Origin of the sequence: Pseudomaricurvus sp. (genome assembly GCF_965662505.1) — a bacterium.
GTDB lineage: Bacteria > Pseudomonadota > Gammaproteobacteria > Pseudomonadales > Cellvibrionaceae > Pseudomaricurvus.
The window spans coordinates 1-2000 of record NZ_CBFIHX010000236.1 but is presented as its reverse complement, the minus strand read 5'-3'; the positions used below and the strand labels follow the sequence as shown (position 1 = coordinate 2000).

At 48.5% G+C, this 2000-nt stretch carries 3 protein-coding genes; all 3 read right to left on the bottom strand.

What is annotated here, in order from left to right:
* On the bottom strand, positions 1-382 hold a 382-nt coding region (locus ACTG33_RS17090), incomplete at its 3' end, for a class I tRNA ligase family protein (protein WP_439136471.1).
* A gap of 115 nt (positions 383-497) precedes the next feature.
* On the bottom strand, positions 498-926 hold the full coding sequence (locus ACTG33_RS17085; RefSeq protein ID WP_439136469.1) for a DNA polymerase III subunit chi: 429 nt from the start codon (positions 924-926) through the stop codon (positions 498-500).
* A 1-nt stretch (position 927) separates the two neighbouring features.
* A partial coding sequence (locus ACTG33_RS17080; RefSeq protein ID WP_439136467.1) for a leucyl aminopeptidase occupies positions 928-2000 on the bottom strand: 1073 nt, incomplete at its 5' end.

Genomic DNA, 2000 nt, shown 5'->3' with positions numbered 1-2000 from the left:
GTCGTAACTGACGGGTGATATTACCGCCGGATTCTTCTTTCCATTTCCAGATGCGTTTGGTGAAGTCTTCACGGCCCAATTCATGCCGTGTTTTACCTTCACCATTGACCTGACGTTCTACCACCATCTGGGTGGCGATACCTGCGTGGTCTGTGCCTGGCTGCCACAAAGTGTTTTCACCCTTCATACGGTGATAACGGGTGAGGGTGTCCATGATGGTGTTGTTGAAACCATGGCCCATATGGAGGCTACCGGTGACATTGGGTGGTGGCAGCATAATGCAGTATGGCGAGCCTTCACCGGAGGGTTTAAATTCACCATCCTGTTCCCATTTCTGGTACCAACGTTGCTCTATCGCGTCTGGGCTGTATGTTTTTTCCATGGTGTTCTTTTTTCAGGTCAAAGTCGTCAAAACAAGCAGGGCATTATACCTGCTGTGACTCATCCTGTTCAGTGCAAAGGCAAATTAGTTTTGCGATGGACTTATTTGTCTGGGTTCAGACGTGGAAGGTGTCGAGTTCGTAGCCTCGTTCTTTATAAAATTGAAAACGTTGACGACCAGCTTGTTTCACATCGGCATTGTCATCAATCACTTCTGCGACACGTTGAAACTGGCTGAAAAATAGAGGCTGTTGTTCGGTAAGGTTGATCATGACATCCATCAACCGAGGCGGGGTGGTTTCGGTGTGACCAATTAACACCGGGCTTTGATTGTCGGTGTCACTGTTAATCATTTCGTGTGGAACAAAACTATCGGGGCGAAGCGCCCACAGTGCCTCATCCAGAGCAAGACTTTGTTCGATGTTATCGGTATGAATATAGACCTGATGACCCTGATTATAGGCTTTTTCAGCTAAACGGCAGGCAAACGCCTGCCGTTCATCAAACTGAGTCGATTTCAATATATAAAAACTGACTCGTGTCATCTTAGCTATTATTTTCAATGCGATTGAGAAGGTATTGCACCAGTAACGGCACCGGTCTGCCTGTTGCCCCTTTTGCTTTACCGCTGTTCCACGCGGTACCGGCTATATCCAGATGCGCCCAGGTAAATTTTTCAGTAAAGCGGGACAGGAAACAGGCGGCCGTGACGCTGCCAGCCTCTTTACCACCCACATTGGCGATGTCGGCAAAGTTGCTGTCCAATTGTTTTTGATAATCATCCCAGATAGGTAATTGCCAGCCACGGTCAAAACTGTCGTTGCCTGCTTTGATTAAATCATCCGCCAGTTGTTGATCATTAGCCATCACGCCAGTAGTCACACTACCCAGCGCCACGATAACGGCACCTGTCAATGTGGCAATATCAATAACGATTTCAGGATTGAAACGCTCGCTGTAAGTCAGCGCATCACAAAGGATCAAGCGACCTTCTGCGTCGGTATTGAGAATTTCGATAGTTTTGCCTGCCATGCTGGTAACGACGTCACCGGGTTTGTTGGCATCGCCATCAGGCATGTTTTCAGAACTGGGAACGACACCCACAACATTGATAGGCAAACCGAGTTCAGCAATGGTTTGTATGGTACCGAGCACGCTGGCAGAACCACACATATCATATTTCATCTCATCCATGCCTTGTGATGGCTTCAATGAGATACCGCCCGCATCGAATGTAAGACCTTTACCAACCAGAACAACAGGCCGTGCACTACCACCGGCACCGTTATATTCCATCGTGATCAGTTTGGCAGGCTGACGACTGCCGCGTGAAACGGAGAGAAAAGAGCCCATGCCCAGTTCTTCCATGTCTGATTCTTCCAAAATAGTCGTTTTGACGGAATCGAACTGTTGTCCGATTTTCACTGCCTGATCAGCTAAGTAGGTCGGCGTGCAGATATTTCCAGGCAGATTGCCCAGCTCTTTTGCCAGATTCATGCCCTGACCGATGGCTGAACCCTGCGCCATTGCCTGGCCGAAAGCGGCTGCGTCTGCTTCTTCTGCAGCAAAGCTGAGATGTAACAACGGTTTTTCAATTGGTTTGTTGTCACTCTTGGTAT

Coding starts and splice junctions, on each gene's coding strand:
- ACTG33_RS17085 (WP_439136469.1), bottom strand. CDS start 926: ATGACACGAGTCAGTTTTTATATATTGAAATCGACTCAGTTTGATGAA.